Raw genomic sequence first — 24,442 nt, 5'->3', positions numbered from 1 at the left:
GGGGAAACGGCTCACGCCTTGCCGAGGAACTCGCGCAGGCGCTCCAGCGGCCAGGTGTTGACGACGTCGTCGGGAGTGAGCCAGCCGCGCTGGGCGGTGCCGACGCCGTAGCGGATGTTGCGGTGGTGCCCGAGCGAGTGCGCGTCGGTGTCCACGGAGAACCGCACCCCGAACCGCTTGGCGCGGCGGACCAGGTCGGCGGGCAGGTCGAGCCGGTCGGGGAAGGAGTCGATCTCCATCGCCGTGCCGGTGCGGGCGGCGGCGCGGAACACCTCGTCCCAGTCGGCGTTCACCGGCGGGCGGCGGCCGATGCTGCGCGCCGTCGGATGCCCGATCACGTGGACGTGCGGGTTCTCGCAGGCGCGGACGAGCCGCCGCGTCATGGCCGCCTCGTCCTGGGTGAAGTGCGAGTGGACGGACGCGACGCAGATGTCGAACCCGGCCAGGAAACCGGCGTCCCAGTCGACCTCGCCGTCCGGGTCGATGTTCAGCTCGGTGCCGTGCAGCAGCGCCATCCCCGGGTACTTCTTCTGCAGCTCGCGGACCTGCTCGCGCTGGGCGAGCATCTTCTCGTCCGTCATCCGCTGCATGAACAGGTTCGGCGCGTGGTCGGTGATCGCGTAGTACTCCAGGCCGCGGCCGGCCGCGGCGGCGACCATGTCCTCCAGGGAGGCGATGCCGTCGGTGAGGTCGGTGTGGCTGTGCAGGTCGCCGCGCAGGTCCTCGACGGTGACCAGGCGGGGCAGTTCGCCCTTCAGCGCCGCCTCGACCTCCCCGGTGTCCTCGCGGAGCGCGGGATGGATCCACGGCAGGCCGAGCCGCTCGTAGACCTCCTCCTCGGTGCCGGACACGATCAGGTCGCCGGACTCGGCCTCGAACAGGCCGTACTCCGACAGCTTCAGCCCCGCCTTCACCGCGATCTCGCGGGTGCGGATGTTGTGCGCCTGCGAGCCGGTGAAGTACTGCAGCGCCGCGCCCCACGACTCCGGCGGGACGACGCGCAGGTCGACCTGCAGGCCCCGGTCGGTGCGGATCGAGGTCTTCTTGTCGCCGCCGGCGATCACCTCGGCGACGAGCGGCAGCGCGGTGAACGCCGCCATGATCGGGTGCGGGTCGGTGGACGCCGCGAGCACGTCGACGTCGCCGATCGTCTCGCGCATCCGGCGCAGCGACCCCGCGTGCGCGCACCGCTCGACCTGCGGCAGCGCCGACAGCGCCGCGACGATCTCGTCGGCGACGCCCGCCGCCGCGTCGACCAGGACCCGCTCGCCGGAGCTGCGCATCAGCTCGATGCCGCGCAGGATGTTCTCCTCGGTCTTGGCGCCGAAGCCCTTCAGCCCGCGCAGCCGGCCCTCCCCGATGGCGTCGGCCAGCTCGTCGACCGACGAGATCCCGAGCTCCTCGTAGACGGCCAGGGCCTTCTTCGGGCCGAGCGTCGGGATCGCGGTCAGCGCCCGGACACCGGCGGGGATCTGCGTGCGCAGCTCCTCCACCTGCCGGATCGTCCCGGTGGTGTTGTAGTCGAGCACCTTCTTGGCGATCGCCTCGCCGACCGTGGGGATCGTGCGCAGCCCGGCCAGGTCGAGCCCGGAGATGTCGTCGGGGTGGCCCGCGATCGCCCGCGCGGCCTTCTCGTACGCCCGGATCTTGAAGGCGTCGCCGCCGGTGATGGAGAGCAGGTCGGCCAGCTCCTGGATGAGGGCGGCGGCCTCGTCGTTCGCGCGTGCCATGGGGCCGAGTCTATGAGCCGGGTACGACGTTCCCGGAGGCGGCGGGGCCGCGGAGCGCAGTCGAGCCGTGACCCCGCTCCGCCCCGCGTCACCGGCGGGTCAGCGCAGCGGCGCGACCGGGCCGTCCGGGGCGCTCATCCGGCCCTCCAGCACCTCGGCGGAGATCGCGGCGACCTGCTCCTCGGGCAGCCGCCGGTACCCGTCCGCGGTCACGGCCGCGATCGTCGGGTAGATGCGGCGGGCCGGGTCGGGGCCGCCGGTGGCCGAGTCGTCCTCGGCCGCGTCGTACAGGGCCTGGACGCACACCGTCGCGGCGTCCTCCAGCGACAGGTCGCGCCGGTACAGCTTCTTCATCGCGCCCAGCGCGTAGGGCGAGCCGGAGCCGTCCGCGTGGTAGTCGCGGGCGAGCTGCGGGGCGCCGGTGATGTCGTAGGTGTAGATCCGCGCGTCGGCGGAGTCGGGGTCGAACCCGGCGAACAGCGGGACGACCGCGAGGCCCTGCATGGCCTGGGCCAGGTTGGCCTGGATGACGGCGCCGAGCCGGCGGGCCTTGCCCGGCAGCGACAGCGGGACCGTCTCCATCTTCTCGTAGTGCTCCAGCTCGACCTGGAACAGCCGGACCATCTCCAGCGCGAGCCCCACCGTCCCGGCGAAGGCCACGGCGGAGTACTCGTCGGCCCGCTGGACCTTGTCCAGCTCGCGGTTGGCGATGCGGTTGCCCTGGGTGGCGCGGCGGTCCCCGGCCATCATCACCCCGCCCGGGAACGTCAGCGCCAGCACGGTGGTGCCGTGCGGCAGCTCCGGGACGGTCCCGGCGCCCGGCACCCGGTTGACGGGCAGCAGGCCGGGCGAGTGCAGGCGCAGGAAGTCGACGAACGACGCCGACCCCGCCTCGAAGAACTCCGGCGGCAGTCCCTGGTCATCGGTCCGGCCGGTCACGGCGGCTCCCCTCCACGGCGACGGTGCTGCGATCATCCTTCCACCGATCCTGCCACGCGTATCACGCCTCCGGTGCCCCGGGCGGTTCCTTCTGCCCCCGCGTGGCGCCCGCGCAGGCCACGATGACGCAGGCGATGGCGGCCCATTGCCGCCCGGTGAGGATCTCGCCGAGCACGACCACGCCCACCAGCGCGGCGACGGCGGGTTCGAGGCTCATCAGGATGCCGAACACGCGGGCGGGCACCCGCCGCAGCGCCTCCAGCTCCAGCGAGTAGGGGATGACCGACGACAGCAGTCCCACCCCGAGCCCGATCAGCAGCAGCCACGGGTCGAGCACGGCGCCGCCGCCGGCCGCGATGCCGCCCGGCAGCATGACCAGCGTCCCGATGACGCTGGCGAGCGCGAGGCCGGTGGTGCCGGGGATCCGGCGGCCGGTGGCGGCGGTGAGCAGGATGTAGGCCGCCCAGCCGACCGCGGCGAGCAGCGCGAACAGGATGCCGGCGAGGCCGACCTCGCCGCCGCCGCGGGCGAGCATCAGCACGCCCGCGCCCGCCAGGGCCACCCACAGCAGGTCCCGGGGACGGCGCGAGCCGGCGATGGCGACCGACAGCGGCCCGAGGAACTCGATGGTCACCGCGACGCCCAGGGGGATGCGGGACAGCGCCTGGTAGAACGCGAAGTTCATGCCCGCGAGCGCGATCCCGTACCCCGCGACGACCGCCAGGCTCGTCCAGGAGTGGTCGCGCAGGATCGTCCGCAGCCCCTTGCGGGCGAGGAAGCCCAGCACGAGCGCCGACGCGAGCAGCCGGATCGACACCACCGACGTCGGCGGCAGCCGCTCGAACAGGTGCTTGGCCAGGCCCGCCCCGACCTGCACGGACACGATGCCGAGCAGGATCATGGCGGGCGGCGGCACCGAGCCGAGCGACAGCGTGCGGACGCGGCGGGCCGCACGGCCCGCCGCACCATAGGACCCGGGGGCCTCGGCGAGTGCCAACGATCACTCCCAGCGGAAGAAGCGGGCGGCGAGGGCGAGGCCGGCGACCGCCCACACCGCGAGGACCAGCAGCGGCTTGCCGGGGAACGCCGCGCCGTGCCGCAGCACCTGGCGGAGCCCGTCCGCGAGCGCCGCGACGGGCAGCAGCTCCAGCACGTCCCGGACGCCGCCGGGGAACTTGTCGAGCGGGAACACCACGCCGCCGACGGCCAGCAGCAGGATGTACACCAGGTTGGCGGCGGCGAGGGTGGCCTCGGCGCGCAGCGTCCCGGCCATCAGCAGCCCGAACCCGCTGAACGCGGCCGTGCCGAGCAGCAGCAGGACGATCACCGAGACGGGGTCGCCGTGCGGGTGCCAGCCGAGCGCCAGCGCGACCGCGCACACCACGACCGCCTGCAGGGTCTCGACGGCGACCACCGACAGCGTCTTGGCGGCGATGAGGCCGCCGCGCGGCAGCGGCGTGGCGCCGAGCCGCTTGAGCACGCCGTAGCGGCGCTCGAAGCCGGTGCCGATCGCCTGCCCGGTGAACGCGGTGGACATCACCGCGAGCGCGAGGATGCCGGGGGCGAGGAAGTCGACCCGGCGGCCGGACCCGAGGTCCAGCAGCGAGGTGGCGCTGAACAGCGTCAGCAGCACCACCGGGATGATCAGGGTGAGCAGCAGCTGCTCGCCGTTGCGCACCACGGCCCGGAACTCGTAGGCGGCCTGCGCCAGGATCATCCGCGGCAGCGGGACGGCGCCCGGCGCGGGCGACAGGTCCAGCGCGGCCGGAGTGGTGGTCATGAGCGCAGCTCCCGTCCGGTCAGTTCGAGGAAGACGTCCTCCAGCGTGCGGCGCTCGATGCGCAGGTCCTCGGTCAGCACGCCGTGCGAGGCGCACCAGGCGGTGACGGTGGCGAGCAGCTCCGGCCGGACGTCGGCCTCGATCAGGTAGTGCCCGGCAGGAGATTCCTTGGCGGCGCTGCCGGCGGGCAGCGCCGACAGCAGCTCCTCCAGGCCGAGGCCGGGACGGGCGCGGAAGCGCAGCTGCCGCTCGGCGCCGGTCAGCTCCTGCGGGCTGCCCTCGGCGACGACCTTGCCGTGGTCGACGATCACGACCCGGTCGGCGAGCCGCTCGGCCTCCTCCATGTTGTGCGTGGTGAGCACCAGCGACACCCCGGCCGCGCGCAGCTCCTCGATCAGCTCCCAGGTGGCGTGCCGCGCCTGCGGGTCGAGGCCGGTGGTGGGCTCGTCCAGGAACACCAGCTCGGGCCGGCCGACCACGGCGACGGCCAGCGACAGCCGCTGCTGCTGCCCGCCCGACATCCGCCGGAACGGGGTGCGGGCGTGCTCGGTGAGGCCGAGCCGCTCCAGCAGCGCCGCGGGGTCCAGCGGGGTGGCGTGGAACGAGGCGACCAGCCGCAGGAACTCGGCGCCCTTCGCGGTGCCGGGCACCCCGCCCGACTGCGGCATCACCCCGACCCGCGGTTTGAGGGCCCGCGCGTCGGCGACCGGGTCCAGGCCGAGGACGCGGACGGTGCCCGCGTCGGCGCGGCGGAAGCCCTCGCAGATCTCGATCGTGGTGGTCTTGCCCGCGCCGTTCGGGCCGAGCAGCGCGGTGACGGCGCCCCGGGCGGCGCCGAACGACAGGCCGTCCACGGCCGTCGCCGTGCCATAGCGCTTGACGAGCCCGTCCAGCTCGACGGCGCCGTCTCCGGGGGTTGTCATGGCAATGAGTTTAGGTCCGCCGCCCGGTGCGCCCGCGCGGGGTGCCGCCGGTGCGCGGGTGAAGGAGCGGTAAAGGCGCAGCACCGGGGGCGGGTGCCGGAGTGGATCTAGTTTCGCCCGCCGGGACGCAGGGAAGCTCTCGCCCTGTCACCGGGGTGGCCCGGTGGCCTCGCGGCATGCCGAACGGGAGACCGGGGACCGATGGCCTACAACCTGCGCGGGCGCAGCCTCGTCCGCGAGCTGGACCTCACCCCGAAGGAGTTCGGCTTCCTGATCGACCTGGCCGCCGAGCTGAAGGCCGCCAGGTACAGCGGGACGGAGCGGCGCCGCCTCGAGGGCCGCAACATCGCGCTGATCTTCGAGAAGACCTCGACCCGGACGCGCTGCGCGTTCGAGGTGGCCGCGCACGACCAGGGCGCCCACGTGACCTATCTCGACCCGGCCGGCTCCCAGATCGGCCACAAGGAGTCGATGAAGGACACCGCGCGCGTGCTCGGCCGGATGTTCGACGGCATCCAGTACCGGGGGTCGCGGCAGCGGTACGTGGAGGAGCTGGCCGAACACGCGGGCGTCCCGGTGTGGAACGGCCTGACCGACGAATGGCACCCGACGCAGATGCTCGCCGACATGCTCACCATGCGCGAGCACAGCGAGAAGCCGCTGCGCGACGTCACGTACGCCTACCTGGGCGACGCCCGCAACAACATGGGAAATTCGTACGTGGCGGCGGGGGCGCTGCTCGGCATGGACGTCCGGATCGTCGCGCCCAGGGCGCTGTGGCCGGACGAGGAGGCGGTCGTCAAGCCCGCCAACGCGGTCGCGGCCAGGACCGGCGCCGAGATCACCATCACCGAGGACGTCGCGCAGGGCGTGCGCGGCGCCGACTTCGTCCTCACCGACGTGTGGGTGTCGATGGGCGAGCCTGCGGAGGTCTGGGACGAGCGGGTCGCGCTGCTCCAGCCGTACCAGGTGAATTCCGAGGTGATGCGGGCGACCGGCAACCCGGGCGTGCGGTTCATGCACTGCCTGCCCGCCTTCCACAACAGGGAGACGCAGGTCGGCGAGGAGATCTACCGCAGGACGGGGCTGGCGGCCCTGGAGGTCACCGAGGAGGTGTTCGAGTCGGACGCCTCGATCGTCTTCGACGAGGCCGAGAACCGGATGCACACGATCAAGGCCGTGCTGGTCGCGACGCTCGGCTGAGCGGCCGGGCGCCGGGCGCCGCCGGGTGCGCCGGGGCGGCGCCCACGGGGAGGGGGGACATGCGCGTCGTCGTCGCGCTCGGAGGGAACGCGCTGGTCAAGCGGGGCGAGACGCCCGACGCCGCGCTGCAGCGGGCGAACGTGGACCGGGCCGTCCGGGCGCTCGCGCCGCTCGCCGAACGGCACGAGCTGATCGTCACGCACGGCAACGGCCCGCAGATCGGCGTGCTGGCGCTGGAGAGCGAGCGGGACGACCGGCTGACCCGGCCGTACCCGCTGGACACCCTCGGCGCCGAGACGCAGGGCATGATCGGGTACTGGATGCTGCAGGCGCTGCAGAACGCGCTGCCCGGCCGCCAGGTGATGGCGATGGTCAACCAGACGCTGGTGTCGGCGGTGGACCCGGCGTTCCAGGACCCGACCAAGTTCGTCGGGCAGGTCTACGAGCGCGCGGAGGCCGAGCGGCTGGCCGCCGAGCACGGCTGGACCGTCCGGCGGGACGGGGAGCGCTGGCGCCGCGTGGTGCCCTCGCCGAAGCCGCAGCGGGTGATCGAGATCCGGCTGATCAGGGAGCTGGTGCGGGCCGGGACGGTCGTGGTGTGCGCGGGCGGCGGCGGCGTCCCGGTGGTCCGCAACGACGTCGGCCGGCTGGAGGGCGTCGAGGCGGTGATCGACAAGGACCTCACCGCGGCCGTGCTGGCCGAGACGCTGGACGCGGACGCGCTGCTGATCCTGACCGACGTCCCGAACGTCATGCGCGACTACGGGACGGACCGGCAGGAGCCGATCGCCCACACCACCCCGTACGAGCTGCGCGGCGTGGAGTTCCCGGCCGGGTCGATGGGGCCGAAGGTCGGCGCGGTCACCGGGTTCGTGGAGCGCACCGGCGACATGGCCGCGATCGGGCTGCTCGACCAGTGCGTGGACATCCTCGCCGGCAGGGCCGGCACGATCGTGACGCCGAACGCGACCTGGCCGCTGGAGAGCACCCTGTGAACGGGAGCAGCCCTGTGAATGGGAGCAGCCGGTCGAACGGGAACACCTCTGTGAACGGGAGCGCACGGTGACCGCGGGCCCGGAGACGTTCGCGCGGACCCTGCTGCGGACCAAGCCCGTCGACCGGATCGTCGCCGAGGGCGGGCAGGGCGAGGGCGGCGAGCTGAAGCGCTCGATGAGCCTGCTGCAGCTGACCCTGTTCAGCGTGGGCGCGACCCTCGGCACCGGGATCTTCGTCGTGCTCGGGGAGGCGGTGCCGAAGGCGGGCCCGGCGGTGGTGCTGTCGTTCGTGCTCGCCGCGGTGACCGCGCTGTTCTCCGCGCTGTCCTACGCCGAGCTGGCCGGGACGATCCCGGTGTCCGGCTCGTCGTACTCCTACGCCTACGCCACGCTGGGCGAGCTGGTGGCGTGGGTGTGCGGATGGTGCCTGCTGCTGGAGTACGCGGTCTCGGTGTCGGCGGTCGCGGTCGGCTGGGGCTCCTACCTCAACGAGTTCTTCGACAAGGCGGTCGGCGGCACGATGCCGGCCGCGATCAGCAACCCGCCGGGGGACGGCGGGCTGATCAACGTCCCGGGCGTGATCGTGGTGGCGATCGCGGCGCTGCTGCTGCTGCGCGGCACGTCCGAGAGCGCCCGCGCCAACACGGTCATGGTGTTCCTGAAGATCACGGTGCTGCTGTTCTTCTGCGCGGTCGCCTTCACCGCGTTCCACTCGGGGAACCTCAGCCCGTTCGCGCCGATGGGCTGGGCGGGCGTCAGCGCCGCCGGGTCCAAGGTGTTCTTCTCCTACATCGGCTTCGACGCCGCGTCCACCGCCGGCGAGGAGGCGCGCAACCCGCGCCGCGACCTGCCCATGGCGATCGTCCTGTCGCTGGCGATCGTGACGGCGGTGTACGTGCTGGTCGGGCTGGCCGCGGTCGGCGCGATGCACTGGACCCGGTTCTCGCTGAGCGGCTCGGAGGCGTCGCTGGCCCTGGTGCTGGACCAGGCGACCGGGCGGGCCTGGCCGTCGATGATCCTGTCGCTCGGCGCGGTGGTCGCCATCGCCAGCGTCGTCCTCACCGTCATGTACGGGCAGACCCGCATCCTGTTCGCGATGTCGCGGGACGGCCTCGTCCCGCACGTGTTCCAGCGGGTCAGCCCGCGCCGGGCGGTGCCGGTCGCCAACACCGTCATCGTCGCGGCGTTCATCGGCGTGCTGGCCGCAGTCGTCCCGCTCGGCCGGCTGGTGGACGCCACGAGCATCGGCACGCTGTTCGCGTTCGCGCTGGTCAGCGTGGGCGTCATCGTGCTGCGCAGGACCAGGCCCGAGCTTCCGCGCAGTTTCCGTACGCCGTTCTATCCGCTGACGCCGCTGATCGGCATCGCGCTGTGCGTGTACCTGATGGTCGGCCTGGGCGGGGTGACCTGGGTGGTGTTCGCCCTGTGGACCGCGGTCGGGCTGGTCGCCTACTTCCTGTACGGGCGCCGCCACTCGCGCCTGGCGGCGGAACCGTCCGGCGTCCCCGGAAAGGAACCGCGATGAGCGCGGCGCCGGGGCTGCGGGTGCTCGCCGGCTACTCCCCGGACGAGCGCGGCGACGACGCGCTGGCCCTGGCCGCGCTGGTGCTGCGGGCGGTGAAGGCCCCGCGGACGGTGGCGGACGTCCGGCTGACCGTGGCGAACGTGCATCCGCCGGCCTGGCCCGCGCGCGGCCCGGGCTCGGTCGACGCCGAATGGGTCGGCTACCTGAAGGACAGGGCGCGCGAGGCGCTGGAGCGGGCGGCCGGGCGGCTGGCGGAGCTGAACGTGCCGGCGCGGCGGACGGACCTGCGGGTGCACGCGCACCGGGGCAGCGGGCGCGGGCTGATCGAGGTGGCGGCCGAGACCGGCGCCGACCTGATCGTGATCGGCTCGGCGCCGCGCGGCCGGCGGGGGCGCGTCGCCATCGGCAGCACCGCGGACCAGTTGCTGCACGGGTCGCCGGTGCCGGTGCTGCTGGCGCCGCGCGGGTACGCGGCGCAGGCCCCGGACCAGTTCGAGCGGCTCACCGTGGCCTACTGGCGGCGGCCGGACGTGGACGGCCCGCTCCAGGCGGCGGCGCGGACCGCCCGCGCGCTGGCGCTGCCGATGCGGCTGGTCACGCTCGTCCTGAGGCCGCCGGGGCTGTCCGCCCGGCTGCGCAATGCCGACGACGCCATGGCGCGGCAGGTGGCCCGGGCGGAGGAGGACCTGGCGCATGCCGCCGGGCGGCTCGGCGGCGCCGCGGGAGAAGGGGCGGTGGTCGGGACCGAGGCGGTGGCCGGCACGGGAATCGGCAAGGCGCTGGCCTCCGTGGATATGCTGCCGGGTGAACTGCTGGCGTGCCTTTCCAGTCATCACGGGCCCTTGCGCAAGGTCTTCCTCGGCGAGGGGGCCGGCAAGATCGTCCGTGCCGCGCCGTGCCCGGTGCTCGTCCTGCCGCGCGGGGCCGCGGGCGCTTTCGCCCAGCGGGAATAGGTTAGGTAAGGCTAACCTGCGTGAGCCAGAACATTCGCGATCCGGTGTTTCGCGGGAAGTAATTACGGCACACTGATGTTGTGAAAAACGTGAGCGAGGATCGGACGACCCCGGAGAGCGCACCCGTGCGCCCTTCCGGCGTGCCGTCGGCCTCCTCCCACACCGAGCGCGACACCCGCGCCCGGGTGGCGAGGCTGATCCTCGAGCACGGCCCGGTCACGGCGTCCACGCTCGGCGAACGCATGGGGCTCACCCCCGCCGCGATCCGCCGGCACCTGGACGCGCTGCTGGCCGAGGGCATGATCGAGGTCCGCAAGGCGCGGACGCCGCAGACCCGGCGCGGCCGGGGCCGTCCCGCCAAGTGGTTCGCGATCACCGACGCGGGACGCAACGCGTTCGTGCACGCCTACGACGACCTGGCGGGCAGCGCGCTGCGGTTCCTGGCCGAGACGGCCGGCGACCACGCGGTCGCCGAGTTCGCCCGCCGGCAGATCGCCGACCTGGAGCGGCGCTACCGGCCCGTCGTGCAGGACGCGCCGCCGCAGCAGCGGGTCCGCACGCTCGCCGAGGCGCTGTCGGGCGACGGCTACGCGGCCGCCGCCGGAAAGGCGCCCCAGCCGGGCGGCGGCGAGCAGCTGTGCCAGCACCACTGCCCGGTCGCGCACGTGGCGGCGGAGTTCCCGCAGCTGTGCGAGGCCGAGACCGAGGCGTTCAGCCGGCTGCTGGGCACCCCCGTCCAGCGGCTGGCCACCATCGCCCACGGCGACGGGATCTGCACCACCCACGTCAGCCCCCGTTCCCTGTGCGGAACGGAGGCGGCGGACGGTCCCGCCGCAAGCGTCGCCCCTGGCGGGGACGCGGGGGAGCGGTCCCCCGAACAGACACTGATCAGTGACGAGGAGTCCGGGAGGACGTCCCTATGACTACAGCCCACCCCGAGCTGGAGGGGCTTGACAGGTACAAGTTCGGCTGGGCCGACTCCGATAAGGCCGGTGCCTCCGCGCGGCGCGGCCTGAACGAGGACGTCGTCCGCGACATCTCGGGCAAGAAGAGCGAGCCGGACTGGATGCTCGACCTGCGCCTCAAGGGGCTGCGGCTGTTCGACAAGAAGCCGATGCCCACCTGGGGCTCGGACCTGTCGGCCATCGACTTCGAGAACATCAAGTACTTCGTCCGCTCCACCGAGAAGCAGGCGGCGTCCTGGGAGGAGCTCCCCGAGGACATCAAGAACACCTACGACAAGCTCGGCATCCCCGAGGCGGAGAAGCAGCGCCTCATCGCCGGCGTCGCCGCCCAGTACGAGTCGGAGGTCGTCTACCACAAGATCCGCGAGGACCTTGAGGAGAAGGGCGTCATCTTCGTCGACACCGACACCGGCCTGCGCGAGCACCCGGAGATCTTCCAGGAGTACTTCGGCTCCGTGATCCCGGTCGGCGACAACAAGTTCGCCGCGCTCAACACCGCCGTGTGGTCGGGCGGCTCGTTCATCTACGTGCCGCCGGGCGTGCACGTCGAGATCCCGCTGCAGGCCTACTTCCGGATCAACACCGAGAACATGGGCCAGTTCGAGCGGACGCTGATCATCGCCGACGAGGGCTCCTACGTCCACTACGTCGAGGGCTGCACCGCCCCGATCTACAAGTCGGACTCGCTGCACTCCGCCGTGGTCGAGATCGTCGTGAAGAAGGACGCCCGCGTCCGCTACACGACCATCCAGAACTGGTCCAACAACGTCTACAACCTGGTGACCAAGCGCGCCGTCGCCTACGAGGGCGCGACCATGGAGTGGGTCGACGGCAACATCGGCTCCAAGGTCACCATGAAGTACCCGGCGATCTACCTGCTCGGCGAGCACGCCAAGGGCGAGACCCTGTCGATCGCGTTCGCCGGCGAGGACCAGCACCAGGACGCCGGCGCCAAGATGGTGCACGCCGCGCCGAACACCTCCAGCAGCATCATCTCCAAGTCGGTGGCGCGCGGCGGCGGCCGCACCTCCTACCGCGGGCTGGTGCAGATCCAGGAGGGCGCCGAGCACAGCAAGTCCACCGTCAAGTGCGACGCGCTGCTGGTCGACCAGATCAGCCGGTCCGACACCTACCCCTACGTCGACGTCCGCGAGGACGACGTGGAGATGGGCCACGAGGCCACCGTCTCCAAGGTGTCGGAGGACCAGCTGTTCTACCTCATGAGCCGCGGCATGACCGAGGACGAGGCGATGGCGATGATCGTGCGCGGGTTCGTCGAGCCCATCGCGCGCGAGCTGCCGATGGAGTACGCGCTCGAGCTGAACCGGCTGATCGAGCTGCAGATGGAAGGGGCCGTCGGCTGATGGGGCTGGAGACCGGCAAGCCGCTCTCGACCCTGCACGAGAAGGCATCGCACGACGTGGGCGACTTCGACGTCCCCACCGGCCGCGAGGAGGAGTGGCGGTTCACCCCGCTGCGCCGGCTGCGCGGCCTGCACAACGGCACCGCCGAGCCGAACGGCAAGGTCATCGCCGAGGTCGAGGCGGCGCCTGAGGTGACCGTCGAGACCGTCGGGCGCGACGACGCCCGGCTCGGCCGGGCCTACGCGCCCGCCGACCGGGTCAGCGCGCAGGCGTGGACGTCGTTCACGCACGCCACCGTCGTCACCGTGCCGAAGGAGGTCGTCGCCTCGGCGCCGACCGTGCTGCGGCTGCGCGGCGAGGACGCCTCGGCCGCCGCCTACGGGCACACCACCGTGATCCTGGAGCCGTTCGCCGAGGCGACCGTGGTGCTCGCGCACCGCGGCTCGGCGACCTACGCCGACAACGTCGAGTTCGTCGTCGGCGACGGCGCCCGCCTCTCGGTGATCAGCCTGCAGGACTGGGCGGACGACAGCGTGCACGTCTCGCACCAGCACGCCAGGCTCGGCCGCGACGCCCGGTTCGTCTCGCACAACGTCTCGCTCGGCGGCGACGTCGTGCGGATCTCGCCGTCGGTCGCCTACGACGGGCCCGGCGGCGACGCCGAGCTGTACGGGGTGTACTTCGCCGACGGCGGCCAGCACCTGGAGCACCGGCTGCTGGTCGATCACACGAAGCCGAACTGCCGCAGCCGCGTCGACTACCGCGGCGCGCTGCAGGACCAGGACGCGCACGCCGTGTGGATCGGCGACGTGATCATCCGCGCGGAGGCGGAGGGCACCGACACCTACGAGCTGAACCGCAACCTCGTCCTGACCGACGGGACGCGGGTCGACTCGGTGCCGAACCTGGAGATCCTCACCGGCGAGGTCGCCGGCGCCGGGCACGCCTCGGCGTCCGGGCGGCTCGACGACGAGCACCTGTTCTACCTGCAGGCCCGCGGCATCACCTTCGACGAGGCGCGCCGCATGGTGGTCCGCGGGTTCCTCGGCCAGCTCATCGAGCGGATCGAGGTCGCCGAGGTCCGCGAGAAGGTCGCCGAGGCGATCGAGGCCGAACTGGACGTGCGCGCGGAGGGGCGATGAGCTACCTCAAGGTGTGCGCCCTGGAGGAGATCCCCGAGGACGGGGCCCTCGGCGTCGAGATCGGCGAGACGCCGGTCGCGCTGGCCCGCACCGGCGGCGAGGTCTACGCCGTCAACGACATCTGCTCGCACGCCGAGGTGTCGCTGTCCGAGGGCGAGATCTACAACGGCACCATCGAGTGCTGGCTGCACGGGTCCTGCTTCGACCTGCGCACCGGCAAGCCCACCAACCCGCCGGCCACGCAGCCGGTCGCCACCTACAAGGTCAAGGTCGAGGACGGCGACGTCTACGTCTCGCTCGGCTCCGACGATTGAGGAACGACAACCACCATGGCCACGCTTGAGATCCGCGACCTCCACGTCTCCGTCGCCGACGGTCCCGACGGGACGAAGGAGATCCTGCGCGGGGTCGACCTGACCGTCAAGGCCGGCGAGACCCACGCGCTCATGGGGCCGAACGGCTCCGGCAAGTCCACCCTCGCCTACGCCGTCGCCGGCCACCCCAAGTACCAGGTGACCTCCGGCGCGGTGACGCTGGACGGTGAGGACGTGCTCGGCATGTCCGTCGACGAGCGCGCCCGCGCCGGCCTGTTCCTGGCGATGCAGTACCCGGTCGAGGTGCCCGGCGTCTCGGTGTCCAACTTCCTGCGCTCGGCGGTCACCGCGGTGCGCGGCGAGGCGCCGAAGCTGCGCGAGTTCGCCAAGGAGATGAAGCAGGCGATGGAGGACCTCTCCATCGACCCGGCGTTCGCGCAGCGCAGCCTGAACGAGGGCTTCTCCGGCGGCGAGAAGAAGCGGCACGAGATCCTCCAGCTGGAGCTGCTCAAGCCGAAGGTCGCCGTGCTGGACGAGACCGACTCCGGCCTGGACGTCGACGCGCTGAAGGTCGTCTCCGAGGGCGTCAACCGGTTCTCCGCGGGCGGTGCGACCGGCGTCCTGCTGATCACCCACTACACGCGCATCCTGCGGTACGTGAAGCCGGACTTCGTGCACGTCTTCGCCGCCGGCCGCGTCGTCGCCGAGGGCGGCCCCGAGCTGGCCGACCAGCTGGAGAACGAGGGCTACGAGAAGTACGTGAGGGCGGAGGCGACGGCATGACGCTTCTGGCCGAGGGGACGCTGCTCCCCGAGGAGCTCAAGAAGGACTTCCCGCTGCTGCAGCGGACCGTCCGCGGCGGCCGCCCGCTGATCTACCTCGACTCCGGCGCGACGTCGCAGAAGCCGACGCGGGTCCTGGACGCCGAGCGCGAGTTCTACGAGCGGCACAACGCGGCGCCGCACCGCGGGGCGCACCTGCTCGCCGAGGAGGCGACCGAGGCGTACGAGAACGCCCGCGCGTCGATCGCCCGGTTCATCGGCGCGACGCCCGGCGAGATCGTGTTCACCAAGAACGCCACCGAGGGCATCAACCTCGTGGCGTACGCGATGAGCAACGCCGCCACCGCGGGACCCGAGGCCGAGCGGTTCAGGGTCGGTCCCGGCGACGAGATCGTGGTCTCGGAGATGGAGCACCACGCCAACCTCGTCCCGTGGCAGCAGCTGTGCCTGCGCACGGGCGCGACCCTGCGCTGGTTCGGCATCACCGACGAGGGCCGCCTCGACCTGGAGAACCTCGACGAGCTGGTCAGCGAGCGCACGAAGATCGTCGCGCTGACGCACCAGTCGAACGTGCTCGGAACGGTCCCGCCGATCAAGCGGATCGTCGACCGGGCGCACGCCGTCGGCGCGCTCGTCCTGCTGGACGGCGCGCAGTCGGTCCCGCACCAGCCGGTGGACGTCGCCGAGCTGGGCGCCGACTTCCTGGCGTTCTCGGGGCACAAGATGCTCGGCCCGACCGGCATCGGCGTGCTGTGGGGGCGCTCGGAGCTGCTGGCGGCCATGCCGCCGTTCATCACCGGCGGTTCCATGATCGAGGTCGTCCACATGGAGTCGACCACGTTCCTGCCGCCGCCGCAGCGCTTCGAGGCCGGCGTCCCGATGACCGCGCAGGCGATCGGGCTCGGCGCGGCCTGCGACTACCTGGCCGAGATCGGCATGGACCGGGTCCACGCCCACGAGGTGGCGCTGACCGCCTACGCGCTGGAGCGGCTCGGCGAGGTCCCCGGCGTCCGGGTCATCGGCCCGGGCACCACCGAGGCGCGCGGCGGGGCGGTGTCGTTCACCGTCGAGGGCATCCACCCGCACGACGTCGGCCAGGTGCTGGACGACCTGGGCGTCGAGGTGCGCGTCGGGCACCACTGCGCGTGGCCGATCTGCCGCCGCTTCGGCATCCCGGCCACCACCCGCGCGACGTTCTACCTCTACAACACGCTGTCGGACATCGACGCGCTCGCCGAAGGGGTCAGGCAGGCCCAGAAGTTCTTCGGCACCGTCTCCTGACGGTCCCCGGAACAGCCCGCGCCCTGGCCCGGTTGTAGCGAGAAAGGCTTGGAAAGGACGCCATGCAGCTGGAGGCGATGTACCAGGAGGTCATCCTGGACCATTACCGCAACCCCCTGCACAAGGGGCTGCGGGAGCCGTTCGAAGGCGAGGCGCACCACGTCAACCCCACCTGCGGGGACGAGGTGACGCTCCGCGTCCATCTGGACGGCGCCGGCCAGGACGCCGCGGTGGCGGACGTCTCGTACGACGCCATGGGCTGCTCGATCAGCCAGGCCAGCGCGTCGGTGATGTCCGATCTGATCATCGGCAAGTCCGTCAAGGAGGCGATGGCGGTCCAGGAGGAGTTCCTGGCGCTGATGCAGTCGCGCGGCCGGGACGCCGAGCCGAACGAGGACGTCCTCGAGGACGCCGTAGCCTTCGCCGGGGTGTCGAAGTACCCCGCCAGGATCAAATGCGCCCTGCTCGCCTGGATGGCGTGGAAGGACGCGACCGCCCGCGCACTCGGAGAGGCATCATGAGCGACACCGCACCGGAGGAGACCCCCGCGACCGCCGCGGCCGGCACCGTCCCCGACGAGGAGATCCTCGAGGCGCTGAAGGACGTCGTCGACCCCGAGCTCGGCATCAACGTGGTCGACCTCGGCCTGATCTACGGGATCGACCTGACCGACGAGGTCGCCACCCTCGACATGACCCTCACCAGCGCCGCCTGCCCGCTCACCGACGTGATCGAGGACCAGGCGCACAGCGCGCTGGAGGGCCTGGTCAAGGACGTCAAGATCAACTGGGTCTGGCTGCCGCCGTGGGGCCCGGACAAGATCACCGACGAGGGCCGCGACCAGCTCCGCGCCCTCGGCTTCAACGTCTGACCCGCACGCCGCACGCCGCACGAGGCCGCGCCCCGCACCGGGGCGCGGCCTCACGTGTACCTGAGGGAACTCCGAGGTGTTCAAGAGGCGGTTAGGGTGGGGCGATGTGAAAGATGCCTTTCCTGACGATGACGCGGAACTGGTGGCGCGGCGCGCCTCGTCGTTCGGGGGGAGCGCCGCCGCGTACGCGCGGGAGCGGCCGGACTACCCGGACGCGGCGGTCACGTGGGCGCTGGAGCCCGTGGCCGGAACGAGGCCGCCGCGCGTGCTGGACCTGGCGGCCGGGACCGGCAAGCTGACACAGGTGCTGCTGCGCAACGGGGTCGAGGCCGGACGCCTCGTCGCGGTGGAGCCGGACGCGGCGATGCTGAACGAGCTGCGGCGCGCGGTGCCGGGCGTGCGGGCGCTGGAGGGCGGCGCGGAGGCGATCCCGCTGCCGGACGGCGCGGTCGACGCGGTGCTGGTGGGGCAGGCGATGCACTGGTTCGATCTCGACCGGGCCCTGCCGGAGATCCACCGGGTGCTGGCGGACGGCGGCGTGCTCGCCGGGCTGTGGAACACCGACGACGACCGGGTGCCGTGGGTCGCGGAGATGAAGCGGATCTCCCGCAGCAGCGTGTCGTTGCGGAACTGGCGGCCGAAGGGGCTGCCCGAGAGCGCGTGGTTCCCGGCGTTCGAGCGGGCGGAGTTCCCGCACGCGCAGCGCCGGACCGCCGAGTCGATGGCGGCGACGATCGGGACGCACTCGCACATGCTCGTACTCGACGAGGCGGAGCGGGCGGCCGTGACGGACCGGATCATCGCGCACCTGCGGGCGACGCCGGAGACGGCGGAGGGCGAGTTCGACCTGCCGATCGTCACCTTGGCCGCACGCGCCGCGCGGGCCGTCCTCTAGCCGCGGGCTTCTTGGGCCTGGACGGCCACAGCGTGTGGGTGATCGGCCACAGCGACCACACCGCGAGCACCAGGCCCAGCCGGGCCGTCCAGCCGGTGAGGGCCGCGGTGCGGCCGGGGTCGCCGACCAGCGCGATCATCGCGAGCAGCAGCGCGCATCCGATCGCCGTCGCGATGGCGGCCTTGCCGAACTCCATCCACTCGTAGCGGATGCGCGCCCGGCCGTGCGGCGGCTTGCGCCGCGGCGGCGGGCCGCCCGCGAAGCGGTGCGCGAACCGCTCGTCGGCCCAGCGGACCATGCTGTGCCCGAACGCGGCCGAGTAGCCGAGATAGGCCGCCGCGAGACCGTGCGGGAAGCCGGCGGTCGCCCCGCTCCGCAGGTCGATCACCGTGGCCGCCAGCAGGACCAGGTCGACCAGCGGGACGCCCAGCAGGAGCGCCGCGCCGGTCCTGCGCATCCGCAGCGGGTAGCGGGCGAGCAGGCCCGCCGCGAGGACGACCCAGAAGCCGATCTCGCAGCCCGCGATGACGGCGACCAGCATCGCGTCACCGGTCCCGGGACAGGGCGGCGCCCGCCGCGGCCACGAGCAGCCCGGCGACGCCGACGCCGAGGCCGGCGAGCGGCTGATGGCCTTCCGACCACTTCATCAGCTCGATGTTCTCGCCGCCCGTGTAGTGGTACGCGGCCGAGATGAAGCCGACGGCGGCGACGATGACCCCGATGGTCCGCATGGCGTGCTCCCCTGGATTCGCTGTCCCTCTCGATGGTCGGGGACGCGGGGGCGGCCCGGCGTCGTCGGCGATGAGGTTCTCGGGGTCCTCCGAAGGATGTACGCGCCACCCTCAGCGAGGTGGACGAGGCGGTCGCCGCGGGATGCTGAGATGGTTCCGTGCTCTCCAAGGCCCGCCGTCTCACCACGCCGCAGGACGCGCTCATCGCCGCGGGGTCCGTGGCCGCCGGGCTGGTGCTGCTGGCGGCGCACGGCTACAGCACGTGGACGGACCATTGGCCGCCGGGCTGGGCGCGGCTGGTGCCGCTGGCGGGGTTGTGCGCGGCCATGCTGCTCAGGCGGACGGCGCCGCTCAGCGCGCTGGCGATCTCGACCCCGTTCAACTTCCTCGACGTGGCGTTCGGGCCGTCCATCGCCACCGCGATGATCTACGGGGACGCGCTGTACGCGGCGAGCCTGTACGGGCGGCGGCGCCGCACCGCCGAATGGCTGCTCGGCGCGACCGTCGCCGCGACGGCGGCGGTCACGGCCGGCGCGGCCGCGGCGGCGCGCGACCTCGCGCTGGGCGTGGTCGCCGGCGCGCTCGCCGCGGCGGTGTGGGTGACGCCGGTGCTCACCGCGATGCTCGTCCGGGAGCACCGGTCCCGGGCGGAGGCGGAGCGGCAGCGCGCCGAGCAGGTGGCGCGCCTGGCCGAGCTGGACCGGCGCGCCGCCGTCGGCGCCGAGCGCGCCCGGATGGCGCGCGAGCTGCACGATGTGATCGCCAACCATCTGAGCGCCGTCGCGCTGCACTCCTCGGCCGTGCTGAAGGTCCGCGACCTGGACCGGGACGGCCTGGACCGGGCGATGACGGTGATCCGGGAGAACAGCGTGCAGGGCCTGGCGGAGATGCGGCGGATGATCGGGCTGCTGCGCGAGGGGGAGGGCGCCGACCCGGCGGAGGCGCCGCGGCTGGCCGGCCTCGCCCGGCTCGTGGACCGCACCGCCCGCCCCGGCCTGTCGGCCCGGCTGCGGACGGGCGGCGAGCTGCCGGAGCTGCCGGCGCCGGTGGAGCTGGCGGCCTACCGGATCGTCCAGGAGTCGCTGACCAACGCGCTGAAGCACGCCGGGCCGGGCCGCGCCGAGGTGTCGGTCCGGTACGCGGGGGGACGGGTGCTGATCGACGTGCTGAGCCCCCTCGGGGACGGCGCCGGGCTGCCGGGGTCGGGCAGCGGGCTGATCGGCATGCGGGAGCGGGCGGCGATCCTCGGCGGGGAGTTCGCCGCCGGGCCGGACGGCGGGCACTGGCTGGTGCACGCCGAGCTGCCGGTGGACGGCGAGCCCGCGCGCGGCGGGGAGGCAGCCCTGTGAAGGAGGTGGCGGCATGATCGAGGTGCTGGTGGCCGACGACCAGGCGGCGGTGCGCGCGGGCCTGGTGCTGATCCTCGGCGCGGCGCCGGACGTGCGGGTGGTCGGCGAGGCCGCCGACGGCGAGCGGGCCGTCGAACTGGCCCGGGAGCTGCGCCCCGACGTGGTGCTGATGGACGTGCGGATGCCGCGGCTGGACGGCATCAGCGCCACCCGGCAGATCGCCGGGTTCGCGGACGTGCTGGTGCTGACCACGTTCGACCTGGACGAGTACGTGTTCGGCGCGCTGCGCGCGGGCGCCGCCGGGTTCCTGCTGAAGGACGTGGACGCCGACCGGCTGGTGGAGGCGGTGCGGACCGTCGCGGCCGGGGAGGGGATCATCGCGCCGGCGGTGACGCGCCGGCTGATCGGCGCGTTCGCGGCCCGTCCCGAGCCGCCGGTGCCCGGCCCGGCGGCGCTGGCGGAGCTCACCCCGCGCGAGCGGGAGGTGCTCGGCTGCCTGGGCGAGGGGCTGTCGAACGGGGAGATCGCGCGGCGCCTGTCGATGGCGGAGACGACCACGAAGACGCACGTCAGCCGCATCCTGGGCAAGCTCGGGCTGCGCAGCCGCGTCCAGGCGGCCATCCTCGCCCAGGAGATGGCCGCCGCGGGCCTCCGGGCGGGGCCCGGCGATCACGCGTCCCCGGACGGGCCCCGGCCGAGCAGCGGCGGTCTCAGCGCCGATTGACCCGGCCCGGCGGGCGCGCGGGGCGGCGGTTCAGGGGGACAGGCCGCGGATCAGGTCGGCGACGCGGACGATCCCGAGGCAGCGGCCCACCTCGTCGACCACCACCAGGTCGTCGTAGACGCGCTCGTCCTCCTGTCCCGCCGCGCGCAGCGCCGCCACGGCCGGCACCGTGCGCGGGACCGGACGCGGCGGATCGGCCAGCCGCACGGCGGGCCGGTGCGCGTGCAGCGCGTGCCCGTAGGCGCCCGACAGCCGCAGCAGGAAGCGCGTCCGGTCCACGGTGGCGCGCGGCCGCTGCCGCTCGTCGACCAGCACGATGCTGGTGGTGCCCGTCTCGGCGTTCAGCGCGTCCAGCACCTCGCCGGCGGTCGCCGTGTGCGGCATCGTGACGCCGGGGAGCGTGAACTCCGACACGCGGGGCCCGAGTTCGGGGCGCACGCGCGGCTCGGGCGCGCCGGGCGCCGCGACGGGCACGGTGATCGGCATCCCCGGCCGCCACTCCGGCGGCGCCAGCGCCGGCCCCTGGACGAGCCGGACCCCGAGTTCGCGCAGGTGCAGCACCTGCTCGCCGGTCTCCAGGCCCGGCGCCAGGACGTGCGTCTCCAGCCGGTGCGCCAGCTCCACCAGGCTCGCCACGAGGGCGGTGCGGCGCGGTTCGGCCGGCGCCCGGCGGGCCAGCGCCGGATCGAGCTTGAGCAGGTAGGACGCGCCGTCGGCGAGCAGGTCGAGCGGGGCGTGCGCGGCGCCGACCCCGCCGAGCCCGACCAGGTACCCGGCCCGCCGCAGCGCGGCCAGCGCCGCGGTGACCGGGGCCCGCTGCGCGGGCGGGAAGCCCCCGGTGACGCAGATGATGATCTCCTGGGGGCGGCGGCCGGTCCCGGCGAAGCCCTGGTGCAGCTCGGCGAGGACCGGGTCGCCGAAGGCCAGCGTCTCGGCGCGCAGGCCGATCTGGAGCGGCAGCGGCGTGCGGAGGTCCGCCGCGGCGCGGGCCGCCTCGGCGGCGCGCCGCAGGTCCTCGGACACGGGATCGACGCGCGGCGGCGGCGCCGACGCGGCGGGCGGCCCCGCGTGCGCCTCCACGGCCACCACGGTGCCGGTGCCGAGATCGACCACCGGATGGAACACCGCCCGCGCCGGGACCAGGACATCTACGGCTGACACAGCGGCATCATGCCGCCCCGAAGCACCCGGAACCGCTCTTGTCAGGAGAAGTTAACGCACAATTCTCCGCAGGTCGCGGCGTGGATCATGGCGCCGGGCGGCGCTCACAGCCCGCGGCCGCCGATCAGCGCCGACAGCGCGTAGGTGACCCCGGCGACGGCGGCCAGCCAGACGTAGGCGGTGATGTCGCCGCCGCGCAGCGCCTGCACGACGAGCCCGCCGATCACCGCGATCGTCAGCACGTCCCCGGTCATCGCCGACGCGCGCAGGTGGGTGCGGGCGCGGTGCCCGGAGCCGAAGCGCTCGCTGACCGGCAGCGCCGGCTCGTTGCGCCGGAAGGCCAGGTAGCCGGCGTAGCAGGCGAGGGCGGCGAACGCGATGAGGGCCGTGCCGTAGCGTTCGTCGGCGGCGAGCACGCCGCCGACCACCACTCCGGCGCCGAGGACGAGCCCGGGCACGGCCCACCGGCCGAGACCCCGGCGTTCGGGAGCGATCCACATGGGCCCATCCTTCCCGATCGGCGGACGCGCGGGACGGGCAACGCGCCGGTCCGCCGCGATGTGGGTCCCTTCGCGGCCGCGGGCGGTCCCGCGAGGTGCGCGGATGCCCGGACCACGGGGGGTTCCGGCCGGTATCTTCTCCCCTCGTGGCGCAATTTCGACTGAACGGCTCGAAGATGCTGGCCGTCGATCTCGCCGGCGAGACGATCAGGGCGCTGAACGGCGCGATGGTCGCCTACGAGGGGCGGATGGCGTTCAAACGGGAGGGGATGACCGGGGGAGAGGGGCTGCGCGGCGCGCTGAAGCGCAAGATCGCCGGCGAGGGCATGACGCTGATGGAGGTCGCCGGCGAGGGCACCGTCTACCTGGCGAGCGAGGCCGCCGAGGTGACGCTGGTCCAGCTGACCGGCGACGCCCTGTTCGTGGAGTCGGAGAGCCTGCTGGCGCTGGACGGCGGGCTGCGCACCGGCGTGCAGTTCGTCGGGCTGCGGGGGATGGGCACCGGCCAGGGCCTCGCCACCACCAAGGTCGAGGGGCACGGCACGGTCGCGATCGTGTCCGACGGTCCGGCGATCGCGCTGGAGGTGACGCCCGAGACGCCGCTGTCGGTCGACCCGCACGCCTACGTCGGCCACCACGGGCAGCTGCGGCAGGACGTCGTCACCGACGTCAACTGGCGGACGGTCATCGGCCAGGGGTCGGGCGAGAGCGTCCAGTTCCGGTACCAGGGGCACGGGCTGGTCTACGTCCAGCCGGCCGAACGCGGCGGGATTCTGGAGATCTGATGACGACGAAGTCGTGCGGGGGGTGCGGGGGGTCGTCCCCCCGCGGGAGGTATTGATGCCGGGCTACCAGAAGATCACCTCCAAGATGCTCCAGGTGCCCGTCGGGCCCGGGCGGGAGGTCTACAGCAGGCGCGGCGCGATGCTCGGCTACACCGGTGCGGTGTCGTTCGCGCCGTCCACCACGGCCGGGCAGAGCATCGGCGGCGCCATCGGACGCGCCGTCGCGGGCGAGCGCAGCGCGATGATGCACGTCACCGGGCAGGGCGAGGTCATGTTCGGGCACGCGGGGCTGCACGTGTCCGTCGTCGACCTGAGCGGCGGCGACACCCTGTTCGTGGAGGCCGACCGGCTGCTGGTGCACGACGCGTCCCTGCAGGTCGGGACCATGTTCATGGGCGAGCAGGGCGGCGTGCGCGGCATCGTGCGCGGCGCGGTCACCGGGCAGGGCCTGTTCACCACCACGCTGACCGGGCAGGGCTCGTGCGCGCTGCTGTCGCACGGCGGCGTCATGGAGCTGCCGATCGGCCCGCAGCGCCCCGTCCACGTCGACCCCCAGGCCTACGTCGCCCACCGCGGTCAGGTGCAGAACAGGCTGACCACCGCGGTGGGGCTGCGCGACCTCATCGGGCGCGGCTCCGGCGAGGGGTTCCAGCTCGAGCTGAGCGGCTCCGGCGTCGTCTACGTCCAGGCCAGCGAGAGGAAGATCTGACCCGTGAGCACGTTCGGCACGCAGACCTGGAACGCGGCCACGCTCCCGTCCAACGACAACGTCAACCCCTACGCCTTCAGCGTCGACCTCGACGGGCAGTGGTTCGCGCAGAAGGGCAAGATGATCGCCTACTACGGGCAGATCAGGTTCGAGGCGCTGTCGTCCGGGCCGCTGGACTCCCTCGTCGCGCACACCTTCAACTCGCCGCTGTACGCCCAGGACTGGATCGTCGCGCAGGGGCGGGGCAGGCTGCTCCTCGCCGACCGCGGGTTCGACGTGAACTCCTTCGACCTGGACGACGGCAACCTCACCGTCCGGGCCGGGAACCTGCTGGCGTTCGAGCCGGGCCTGGAGCTCAAGCAGTCGATCATCCCGGGGTTCCTGACGCTGATCGGGACGGGCCGGTTCGTGGCCGCCTCCAACGGGCCCGTCCACTTCGTCGAGCCGCCGATCCGGATCGACCCGCAGGCGCTGCTGGGCTGGGCCGACTGCCCCTCGCCCTGCCACCACTACGACCACTCCTACATGCGCGGCGCGTTCGGCGCCGCGCGGATGGTCTTCGGGGTCGGCGGCTCGTCGGGCGAGGAGCACCAGTTCGACTTCACCGGCCAGGGCACCGTGCTGATGCAGTCGTCGGAGGTCGTGATGAACGAGGACGTGCTGCTGCGCGACCTGGAAGGCCAGATCGGCATGGTCGGTGCGTCCGGGCTGCAGCGGCTCCAGCGGACGATCACCCAGCGGCTCTCGTCCGAGCGGCAGGGCTGACCCTCGGGGGCCCGGGGCGTTCCCCGGGCCCCCGCCGCCGCGCCATCGGTGCGGCG

At 73.2% G+C, this 24,442-nt stretch carries 27 protein-coding genes; 18 read left to right on the top strand and 9 right to left on the bottom strand.

Translation table 11 applies throughout. The features are described 5' to 3' along the window. Window positions 1–11 precede the first annotated feature (11 nt). The 5 genes from polX to ACA514_RS40105 form a co-directional block, all read right to left on the bottom strand. Window positions 12–1,730, bottom strand: a complete 1,719-nt coding sequence (gene polX, locus ACA514_RS40125) for a DNA polymerase/3'-5' exonuclease PolX (protein ID WP_375046541.1) — start codon at window positions 1,728–1,730, stop codon at window positions 12–14. A 99-nt stretch (window positions 1,731–1,829) separates the two neighbouring features. Continuing rightward, the gene (prcB, locus tag ACA514_RS40120; protein WP_375046540.1) at window positions 1,830–2,669 is read right to left on the bottom strand and encodes a proteasome subunit beta; all 840 of its coding nucleotides are present in this window, start codon (window positions 2,667–2,669) and stop codon (window positions 1,830–1,832) included. A gap of 61 nt (window positions 2,670–2,730) precedes the next feature. Next, window positions 2,731–3,666, bottom strand: a complete 936-nt coding sequence (locus tag ACA514_RS40115; RefSeq protein WP_375046539.1) for a DMT family transporter — start codon at window positions 3,664–3,666, stop codon at window positions 2,731–2,733. Between the two features lie 3 nt (window positions 3,667–3,669). Further along, window positions 3,670–4,449 (bottom strand): ABC transporter permease, encoded by a 780-nt coding sequence (locus ACA514_RS40110; protein ID WP_375046538.1) that lies wholly within the window; start codon window positions 4,447–4,449, stop codon window positions 3,670–3,672. After that, window positions 4,446–5,372 (bottom strand): ABC transporter ATP-binding protein, encoded by a 927-nt coding sequence (locus tag ACA514_RS40105; protein ID WP_375046537.1) that lies wholly within the window; start codon window positions 5,370–5,372, stop codon window positions 4,446–4,448. The genes ACA514_RS40110 and ACA514_RS40105 overlap by 4 nt, the downstream gene beginning before the upstream one ends. A gap of 201 nt (window positions 5,373–5,573) precedes the next feature. Here ACA514_RS40105 and argF point away from each other — a divergent pair, with 201 nt between their 5' ends. The 13 genes from argF to ACA514_RS40040 all read left to right on the top strand — a co-directional run bounded on the left by argF (window position 5,574) and on the right by ACA514_RS40040 (window position 17,662). Continuing rightward, complete coding sequence (gene argF / locus ACA514_RS40100; protein ID WP_375046536.1) at window positions 5,574–6,575, top strand: ornithine carbamoyltransferase; 1,002 nt, start codon at window positions 5,574–5,576, stop codon at window positions 6,573–6,575. Between the two features lie 59 nt (window positions 6,576–6,634). After that, a complete protein-coding gene (gene arcC, locus ACA514_RS40095) occupies window positions 6,635–7,570 on the top strand; it encodes a carbamate kinase (protein WP_375046535.1) in 936 nt (311 codons plus the stop codon). Window positions 7,571–7,637: 67 nt separating this feature from the next. Continuing rightward, the gene (locus ACA514_RS40090) at window positions 7,638–9,095 is read left to right on the top strand and encodes an amino acid permease (protein WP_375046534.1); all 1,458 of its coding nucleotides are present in this window, start codon (window positions 7,638–7,640) and stop codon (window positions 9,093–9,095) included. Continuing rightward, a complete protein-coding gene (locus ACA514_RS40085; protein ID WP_375046533.1) occupies window positions 9,092–10,048 on the top strand; it encodes a universal stress protein in 957 nt (318 codons plus the stop codon). The genes ACA514_RS40090 and ACA514_RS40085 overlap by 4 nt, the downstream gene beginning before the upstream one ends. Window positions 10,049–10,137: 89 nt before the next feature. After that, complete coding sequence (locus ACA514_RS40080) at window positions 10,138–10,971, top strand: helix-turn-helix transcriptional regulator (RefSeq protein WP_375046532.1); 834 nt, start codon at window positions 10,138–10,140, stop codon at window positions 10,969–10,971. Beyond that, window positions 10,968–12,377 (top strand): Fe-S cluster assembly protein SufB, encoded by a 1,410-nt coding sequence (sufB, locus tag ACA514_RS40075; protein WP_375046531.1) that lies wholly within the window; start codon window positions 10,968–10,970, stop codon window positions 12,375–12,377. Before ACA514_RS40080 ends, sufB begins: the two co-directional genes overlap by 4 nt. Beyond that, entirely contained in the window at window positions 12,377–13,519 is a 1,143-nt protein-coding gene (gene sufD, locus ACA514_RS40070; RefSeq protein WP_375046530.1) for a Fe-S cluster assembly protein SufD, read from the top strand. Before sufB ends, sufD begins: the two co-directional genes overlap by 1 nt. Continuing rightward, a complete protein-coding gene (locus tag ACA514_RS40065; RefSeq protein WP_375046529.1) occupies window positions 13,516–13,833 on the top strand; it encodes a bifunctional 3-phenylpropionate/cinnamic acid dioxygenase ferredoxin subunit in 318 nt (105 codons plus the stop codon). The genes sufD and ACA514_RS40065 overlap by 4 nt, the downstream gene beginning before the upstream one ends. Before the next feature lie 15 nt (window positions 13,834–13,848). Next, a complete protein-coding gene (gene sufC / locus ACA514_RS40060) occupies window positions 13,849–14,616 on the top strand; it encodes a Fe-S cluster assembly ATPase SufC (RefSeq protein WP_375046528.1) in 768 nt (255 codons plus the stop codon). Beyond that, window positions 14,613–15,896: a cysteine desulfurase gene (locus ACA514_RS40055; RefSeq protein ID WP_375046527.1), complete on the top strand. Its 1,284-nt coding sequence runs from the start codon at window positions 14,613–14,615 to the stop codon at window positions 15,894–15,896. Before sufC ends, ACA514_RS40055 begins: the two co-directional genes overlap by 4 nt. A gap of 62 nt (window positions 15,897–15,958) precedes the next feature. Beyond that, entirely contained in the window at window positions 15,959–16,417 is a 459-nt protein-coding gene (gene sufU, locus ACA514_RS40050; RefSeq protein WP_375046526.1) for a Fe-S cluster assembly sulfur transfer protein SufU, read from the top strand. Continuing rightward, window positions 16,414–16,767 carry a metal-sulfur cluster assembly factor gene (locus tag ACA514_RS40045; RefSeq protein WP_375046525.1) on the top strand — a complete coding sequence of 118 codons (354 nt, stop codon included), beginning with the start codon at window positions 16,414–16,416 and terminating at the stop codon, window positions 16,765–16,767. The genes sufU and ACA514_RS40045 overlap by 4 nt, the downstream gene beginning before the upstream one ends. A gap of 106 nt (window positions 16,768–16,873) precedes the next feature. Next, window positions 16,874–17,662, top strand: coding sequence for a class I SAM-dependent methyltransferase (locus tag ACA514_RS40040; protein ID WP_375046524.1), 789 nt, complete (start codon window positions 16,874–16,876; stop codon window positions 17,660–17,662). Here ACA514_RS40040 and ACA514_RS40035 read toward each other — a convergent pair. Together ACA514_RS40035 and ACA514_RS40030 are read right to left on the bottom strand one after the other, a co-directional pair. Next, window positions 17,625–18,203 carry a hypothetical protein gene (locus tag ACA514_RS40035; protein WP_375046523.1) on the bottom strand — a complete coding sequence of 193 codons (579 nt, stop codon included), beginning with the start codon at window positions 18,201–18,203 and terminating at the stop codon, window positions 17,625–17,627. The two genes, ACA514_RS40040 and ACA514_RS40035, sit on opposite strands and share 38 nt — an antisense overlap. Window positions 18,204–18,207: 4 nt before the next feature. After that, window positions 18,208–18,393: a hypothetical protein gene (locus ACA514_RS40030; protein ID WP_375046522.1), complete on the bottom strand. Its 186-nt coding sequence runs from the start codon at window positions 18,391–18,393 to the stop codon at window positions 18,208–18,210. A 158-nt stretch (window positions 18,394–18,551) separates the two neighbouring features. Between ACA514_RS40030 and ACA514_RS40025 the strand changes: the two genes are divergently transcribed. Continuing rightward, window positions 18,552–19,742: a sensor histidine kinase gene (locus tag ACA514_RS40025; RefSeq protein WP_375046521.1), complete on the top strand. Its 1,191-nt coding sequence runs from the start codon at window positions 18,552–18,554 to the stop codon at window positions 19,740–19,742. 13 nt (window positions 19,743–19,755) lie between these two features. Beyond that, window positions 19,756–20,466 (top strand): response regulator, encoded by a 711-nt coding sequence (locus ACA514_RS40020; protein ID WP_375046520.1) that lies wholly within the window; start codon window positions 19,756–19,758, stop codon window positions 20,464–20,466. A 30-nt stretch (window positions 20,467–20,496) separates the two neighbouring features. Here the strand turns inward: ACA514_RS40020 and ACA514_RS40015 are convergent, their stop codons facing one another. After that, window positions 20,497–21,627 (bottom strand): EAL domain-containing protein, encoded by a 1,131-nt coding sequence (locus ACA514_RS40015; RefSeq protein WP_375046519.1) that lies wholly within the window; start codon window positions 21,625–21,627, stop codon window positions 20,497–20,499. 104 nt (window positions 21,628–21,731) lie between these two features. Further along, on the bottom strand, window positions 21,732–22,127 hold the full coding sequence (locus ACA514_RS40010; protein ID WP_375046518.1) for an ABC transporter permease: 396 nt from the start codon (window positions 22,125–22,127) through the stop codon (window positions 21,732–21,734). A 146-nt stretch (window positions 22,128–22,273) separates the two neighbouring features. On the opposite strand from ACA514_RS40010, the gene ACA514_RS40005 reads away from it, so the two are divergent. The 3 genes from ACA514_RS40005 to ACA514_RS39995 are packed head-to-tail and all read left to right on the top strand — an operon-like array spanning window position 22,274 to window position 24,386. Then, on the top strand, window positions 22,274–22,912 hold the full coding sequence (locus ACA514_RS40005) for an AIM24 family protein (protein ID WP_375046517.1): 639 nt from the start codon (window positions 22,274–22,276) through the stop codon (window positions 22,910–22,912). A gap of 55 nt (window positions 22,913–22,967) precedes the next feature. Further along, window positions 22,968–23,621, top strand: a complete 654-nt coding sequence (locus ACA514_RS40000) for an AIM24 family protein (protein WP_375046516.1) — start codon at window positions 22,968–22,970, stop codon at window positions 23,619–23,621. Between the two features lie 3 nt (window positions 23,622–23,624). Next, window positions 23,625–24,386, top strand: a complete 762-nt coding sequence (locus tag ACA514_RS39995; protein ID WP_375046515.1) for an AIM24 family protein — start codon at window positions 23,625–23,627, stop codon at window positions 24,384–24,386. Window positions 24,387–24,442 lie beyond the last annotated feature (56 nt).

It is taken from the genome of Actinomadura sp. NTSP31 (assembly GCF_041951385.1).
Lineage (GTDB): Bacteria > Actinomycetota > Actinomycetes > Streptosporangiales > Streptosporangiaceae > Spirillospora > Spirillospora napierensis.
This window is presented reverse-complemented; position numbering and strand designations above follow the sequence as displayed.

Bases quoted from the DNA above. Each gene is read 5' to 3' on its own strand.
- polX (WP_375046541.1), bottom strand. From the start codon at position 1,730: ATGGCACGCGCGAACGACGAGGCCGCCGCCCTCATCCAGGAGCTGGCC.
- ACA514_RS40110 (WP_375046538.1), bottom strand. From the start codon at position 4,449: ATGACCACCACTCCGGCCGCGCTGGACCTGTCGCCCGCGCCGGGCGCC.
- ACA514_RS40105 (WP_375046537.1), bottom strand. From the start codon at position 5,372: ATGACAACCCCCGGAGACGGCGCCGTCGAGCTGGACGGGCTCGTCAAG.
- argF (WP_375046536.1), top strand. From the start codon at position 5,574: ATGGCCTACAACCTGCGCGGGCGCAGCCTCGTCCGCGAGCTGGACCTC.
- arcC (WP_375046535.1), top strand. From the start codon at position 6,635: ATGCGCGTCGTCGTCGCGCTCGGAGGGAACGCGCTGGTCAAGCGGGGC.
- ACA514_RS40085 (WP_375046533.1), top strand. From the start codon at position 9,092: ATGAGCGCGGCGCCGGGGCTGCGGGTGCTCGCCGGCTACTCCCCGGAC.
- sufB (WP_375046531.1), top strand. From the start codon at position 10,968: ATGACTACAGCCCACCCCGAGCTGGAGGGGCTTGACAGGTACAAGTTC.
- sufD (WP_375046530.1), top strand. From the start codon at position 12,377: ATGGGGCTGGAGACCGGCAAGCCGCTCTCGACCCTGCACGAGAAGGCA.
- ACA514_RS40065 (WP_375046529.1), top strand. From the start codon at position 13,516: ATGAGCTACCTCAAGGTGTGCGCCCTGGAGGAGATCCCCGAGGACGGG.
- sufC (WP_375046528.1), top strand. From the start codon at position 13,849: ATGGCCACGCTTGAGATCCGCGACCTCCACGTCTCCGTCGCCGACGGT.
- ACA514_RS40055 (WP_375046527.1), top strand. From the start codon at position 14,613: ATGACGCTTCTGGCCGAGGGGACGCTGCTCCCCGAGGAGCTCAAGAAG.
- sufU (WP_375046526.1), top strand. From the start codon at position 15,959: ATGCAGCTGGAGGCGATGTACCAGGAGGTCATCCTGGACCATTACCGC.
- ACA514_RS40045 (WP_375046525.1), top strand. From the start codon at position 16,414: ATGAGCGACACCGCACCGGAGGAGACCCCCGCGACCGCCGCGGCCGGC.
- ACA514_RS40035 (WP_375046523.1), bottom strand. From the start codon at position 18,203: ATGCTGGTCGCCGTCATCGCGGGCTGCGAGATCGGCTTCTGGGTCGTC.
- ACA514_RS40030 (WP_375046522.1), bottom strand. From the start codon at position 18,393: ATGCGGACCATCGGGGTCATCGTCGCCGCCGTCGGCTTCATCTCGGCC.
- ACA514_RS40020 (WP_375046520.1), top strand. From the start codon at position 19,756: ATGATCGAGGTGCTGGTGGCCGACGACCAGGCGGCGGTGCGCGCGGGC.
- ACA514_RS40010 (WP_375046518.1), bottom strand. From the start codon at position 22,127: ATGTGGATCGCTCCCGAACGCCGGGGTCTCGGCCGGTGGGCCGTGCCC.
- ACA514_RS40000 (WP_375046516.1), top strand. From the start codon at position 22,968: ATGCCGGGCTACCAGAAGATCACCTCCAAGATGCTCCAGGTGCCCGTC.